Raw genomic sequence first — 5,039 nt, 5'->3', positions numbered from 1 at the left:
TCTCAGAGCGCTGCGCGCTCTGGCAGTGACCGTCACTTCGTGACGGTGTGTCACTGCTTCGCGGTGACTTGCTCGGCTGCGCCGAGCCCCGGCCGATGGCCGGGCGGGGAGGACTGGCCTTTGGCCAGTTCGGTCGTCCGCTTCGCTCCCTCCCTGGGGGCCCGCTACGCGGGCGGCTGGCTACGGGGAGGGGTGGCCGGGCGGCTCTTCTTTGCGACTGCCCGTGGTGGTGTGCATCAAAACGTAGTCTAGATAGAGTCTGGGCCACCCCACACCCCCACGCTGCGGCTCTGTATGCCTTGCTGACGGCTTCTCACCCCTTCTCGGGGGGATGAGTCCAGACGGCTCGTCAGAGGCTCTGAGATGGGTACAGATCGCTACGTGGGGGCATCGACACCTGATGCAGCATGTACGGTTGGTGGATCGTGGCCACACCCTCTCTGAGGGGTGGTCACCGGCTGGCCGCTCTGGGCCTCTTGAGCGTTCGCAGCCCGCTGACCTGGGCAAACGCACTGCGGGCGACCCTTCGAGGGGGCCGCCCGCAATTTCTCTGACCGAATTACCTGGTCTAATGCCCGTCGCCCCGAATTGCCAGCGTGCAGACGAGTTTATCAAGACGATTATTACGGGCTTATGGAAAGGCTTATCCGGCCGCTTTGATTTGGTTACCAGATTCCGTCATCCTCTCGCAGGGTGGGGCAGTTGCAATCACAGATGCAGCCGCCTCCGCAGTTGGGGCATTCATCGCAGCAGTAATGCTTTCCGCATAGGCTGCATCGGCTTCCGCCGCAGTCCTCACAGGAGGGCGGGCGGTAGCTGTCTGAGAGGTACATTCACGCTTCCTTTCGGGTAGGAATGCCGACGGCCCCGGACTGTAGAGCCCGGGGCCGTCGTTGTGCAAATCAGCAGGTTACGCGGGTGTCTTGTCTTTCCATTCCCAGAGCCATTCCCTTAGCTCATCCTCGGTGTAGTAGGTGACCTTTCCGTCACTGATGCCTTCGGGAACGGTGATCCCGCGCTTCTCGGAACGCTGGAGCAGGTACTTGCGGGCGGTCTCGTAGCCCCACGGGAGGGTGCCGCGCTCGCAGTGCTCACGCAGGCTGTAGGTCTCCGGCAGCGCCTGGTCCTCGGCCACCTCGGCGGCAAGGCCGGCCGATGCTCCGGCTGTCCCGGCCGCTGTCCCCTCGGCCGTCCCGGAGGCACCGTGTCCCGGCTCTGACCTGGGGCTGGGCACCCCGACCCCCGTGCTGGCGTGGCCCGGGACAACCGTGGGGACCTTGGGTGCGAAGTCCCCGCCGGGCATGAACTCGGTGGTGGCTGCGGTCTCCTGTGCCTCGGCCAGGGCCTCGGGGGTGATCCAGGGTGCCATTTCCCCGTCATCGAACCATTGGGGCGCCTTTTCGCACGCTGCCAGCAATTCGCGGACTTCCGGGGTGATGTACGCGGGCTGGAATTCCCGGACGTACGCGTAATCTCCGCCCTCGGGGTCCATGCGCTTATCCGCGTAGGCTCCGCGGCCGGGGATTTCCGTGTCGTAGGAGAGGCGCGGCGCGTTCTGTCCGAATGCCACTCCCCACGAGACCATATCCTGCTTGCCTACCACAATCTTGGTGCCGATCTGCTTGCGTCCGATCGTCCCGCCGAACAGTGCATTGTCGAATTGCTGGCTGCCGACCACCACGCGGTGATTCGAGGAACGGCCCATCATGAGGATGATGGTGAACCAGTCGATAAACGGCGGGGCGCCCTTCTGCTTGATGCCGTGCTTCCACCAGGTGTAGGCGAACCGGATCAGCGTCGGGAGTTCGTCCACCACGAGCGTGCGTGGCGTCAGTTCGTCGCGCAGTTTCGGGTCTGCGCCTTCCTGAACGGCCTGCTCGGCGGCGAGGATGGACACCAGGAATTCCGCGAAGGCGCCGATGCATGCGCGGGTGGTGGTGTGGATGCGAACGCCCGACTGTCCGAATGCCTCGGCCATGGAATTCACCTTGGTGTCGAGGATGTCTACGAGCCCTCCGTGCTGCCTAGCATGGACAACGGCCATGTAGAGGACCGTGGATTTACCCGATCCGGTGTCACCGGCCACGCCCCAATGGGGAGTCGCGGTTTGCGTGAAAACAAATTGATCGACGATTTCATAACCCTCGATCGTCTTGCCCACGTAGACTTTATGGGCCGTGCCGGACGACTTCCATGCAACTTGGGTGGGCAGCTGGGGCATTGGGCGGGGTGCGGGCTTCGGCGACCACTGTGCGTAAGGGGAGCGGCCCGCGAGGTGGTAGCTGGCGACCCACTCACCGGGCACCTTGGCCTGGATCGCCTGCGCCATGAGGCTGCGCTCGCCCTCGGTGCCGGACCAGTGCAGGGGGACCCGGATGGTGATCCGCGCGCTCTCCGCGCTCAGGTCGTCCGGGATGCTCAGCCAGTAGTCCTGCCCGCGCTCCTGGTCCTCCTGGCCCAGGCGCAGCACCTGCGTGAGGGAGGCCCACAGACCCGGGCCGTAGGTCTCCGCGTCCGTGGCCTGGTAGCCCTTGCCCCAGGCTCCGGCCGTGACGAGGGTGACCGGCACCGCGGCCGCGAGCGCGAGGATCGTCCAGGCGGGTTCCAGGATCAGCCCGGCCGCCGTGGTCAGCCCGCCCACGCGGGCCGCTGAGCGCCCGGCGTAGCGCCAGTGGTGCCAGCGGCCCAGCCCCCGGCCCACGGTCCGCACAGCGGCCCATGTGGCGCTCAGACCCCGGCCCGCGGCCGCGACCGCCCGCGCGACCCACGGCGGCATCCGGGCCATGTCCGACAGCCGCTTGCTTAGCCGGTCCCAGTCGATGGCGGGGCCGGCGGTCGCGTCCGCGGCGGGCAGCGCGATGGCGCCCAGCTCGGCCGTGGACAGCGGGTCGGTGCTCACGGTGCCGGGGCGCCAGAACGAGGCGTTGGTGCGCGCCTTGCCGCGCATCTCCTTGCCGGTGAGGAACCGCCAGCACAGGGTGCAGACGCGCTTGGTGACCACGGCCAGCCCCTCGAAGGTGTCCTCAATGAAGGCGTTGGCGGGGCTGCCCTTGGCGGCGGGCTTGCCCTTCTCCTCGCGATGGCGGGTGCCGATGCCGTACAGCGCGCCCACGACGACCGCGCCGCCCACGAGCACGGGCATCCAGTGCCCGTGGGTGAGGGCGACAGCGTCGTGGATCAAGCCGGTTTGGTGGCCGGTGTGGTCGGTGCCGGATTCGGCTGCTGCCTGGTGGTAGATGCTCATGTGGTGCTCCCTGGTGCTCCGTGTCTGGGGATCACCCCCGCCCGGCAGGTGGTCTGCCAGGACGCTGGCCTGCCGGGCGGGTGAGATCCCTTGTGTGGGCGCTGCTACCGATCGTGGCTGGTGGGACTGACAGGCGGCACCCGAGAATCCGGGGTGGCGCTGGAAGAGTCCGCCGGGCCGGTTTTGTTTGTCCTGGTATTGCCGGTGTTGGGTGATGTGTCCGCCAACCCTCGGTCCCACAGCAGCAGTTGGCCGGCCACAGGTCCGCTCAGCCGCTGGAGCTGTGCCGGGGTCACGGTGCCGCGTGCCATCGGGCCTCCCGAGCAAGGGCCGGGCGCCCGCGGGCGCCCGGCCGGTCGGTCACTTCCTGCGCTGTGCGGCGCGCTCCTCGCGCTCCGCGTCCTGCCGCGCCTCCCGCTCAACCGCACGGGCCTTGACGGCCTCGATCTGCCGGTCGATGCCCCGGGTTGGGTGACCCTTGGCGGCCAGCCGCCCCACGAGGAGGGCGAGCTGGGCGGTCTCCCAGGCGGTGTAGCCGCGCTGCGGCTCCGGCCCGGTCACGGGTACCACCCCTGCTCCGGCTCGGCGGCCGGAGCCGCCTGCGGCTGCTGCCGCGCCTCCCTGACGTACCGGTCGACGGTCGCGGGCGAGACCTGCATGCCCATCGCGCCCAGGGTCTGCCGGACGGCCTCGGGGCTCATCCCGGCCCGTGCCAGCCCGTGGGTGAGGGTGCGGGCCGAGGGCGGACGCTGCGCGGGCACCCGCTCCTCGTCGTCCTCCGGCCCGGCGTCCTCCGCCGGGGGGTTCCCGGAGACCGGGCGGACGGGCGGGGGCGTCTCCGCGTCTGTGGCCTGCGGGTATCCGCCCATCCGCGGGGAGTCCCCAGAGATCCGGCGGGCGCTGCGGTGCCGCTCCACCTGCTCCAGCACCGTGGCCGTGCTGGCGCCCGCGTCCACGGCCGCCATCATCGAGCGGTTCGCCTGGTCCATGGCCGAGCGCCACTCGCGCCCGGCGGTGCCGTAGGTGGACGCGATCGCCCGTGCCCGGATCTGGTCGACGACCGCGCGGTTGACCGCGTCCTCCCGAACCGTCCACGGCTCCGGCTCCGGCTCGACGTCGAGCACCTGGTGCTCGTCGACGCGCTGCACCTGGTGCTCGTCGAGGCTGACGCCGTACTGCACCTCGACCGCGCGGCGGTGCGCTGCAGCCTGCCCACGCGCCCGCTCCGAGGTCCGGTGCACGGTCGCGGTCGCCAGCATCGCGTGCGCCTCGCGGTGCTCCGCGTCCACCCAGGCCTGCGTGTCCGGGTCCAGCTCACAGACCAGATGCGACAGCACCGTGCTCCACAGCAGCTTGGCGCCCAGCGCGATCCCGGCACCAAACGCGCCTTGTGCCAGCGCCCCATGCAGATGGCCGTGGTAGGTGATGGCACCGACGGACACCGCCAGCAGCGCCAGGCCCACCCTCCGGGCCCGGCCGCGCCGGTCGGGCTGGTAGCGGGCCAGCCACTCCATTCCCTGCACCGCCAGCCACGCCACATCGAATGTGATCGCGCCGCCGTACGCGGCCCACGAGCCGCCCAGCAGGTCACCGATCGAGTACGTGGACCACACGACGGTCACCAGGGACAGCAGCCCGGCGAGCGCCAGCTCACCGCGCAGCAGCATCAGATCCCAGTCCCGCGGGACAGCCGGCGGGTCCGCCGGCCGCCCCACCCGGTGGGCCCGGTCTCGTATAAACAACAGACGCGGCCGCCGACACAACCAGTGTAGTTCTAGGTGGGGGGCGGGGCAGT

General features: G+C 69.5%; 3 protein-coding genes. All 3 read right to left on the bottom strand.

Annotated elements, in window-relative coordinates; translation table 11 throughout:
* Positions 1-910 precede the first annotated feature (910 nt).
* Entirely contained in the window at positions 911-3,244 is a 2,334-nt protein-coding gene (locus ACWF4Z_RS38115) for a type IV secretory system conjugative DNA transfer family protein (RefSeq protein ID WP_375847194.1), read from the bottom strand.
* Positions 3,245-3,604: 360 nt separating this feature from the next.
* The gene (locus ACWF4Z_RS38110; protein WP_381478317.1) at positions 3,605-3,814 is read right to left on the bottom strand and encodes a hypothetical protein; all 210 of its coding nucleotides are present in this window, start codon (positions 3,812-3,814) and stop codon (positions 3,605-3,607) included.
* On the bottom strand, positions 3,802-4,911 hold the full coding sequence (locus ACWF4Z_RS38105; RefSeq protein WP_376183676.1) for a hypothetical protein: 1,110 nt from the start codon (positions 4,909-4,911) through the stop codon (positions 3,802-3,804). The genes ACWF4Z_RS38110 and ACWF4Z_RS38105 overlap by 13 nt, the downstream gene beginning before the upstream one ends.
* Positions 4,912-5,039: the final 128 nt, after the last annotated feature.

Source organism: Kribbella sp. NPDC055071 (genome assembly GCF_053608045.1).
Note: the sequence above shows the minus strand (reverse complement) of the source record. Positions and strands in the feature narration are given on the sequence as shown.

What these genes read in the sequence shown, in the direction of transcription:
- ACWF4Z_RS38115 (WP_375847194.1), bottom strand. Translation starts at nt 3,244, where the DNA reads ATGAGCATCTACCACCAGGCAGCAGCCGAATCCGGCACCGACCACACC.
- ACWF4Z_RS38105 (WP_376183676.1), bottom strand. Translation starts at nt 4,911, where the DNA reads ATGCTGCTGCGCGGTGAGCTGGCGCTCGCCGGGCTGCTGTCCCTGGTG.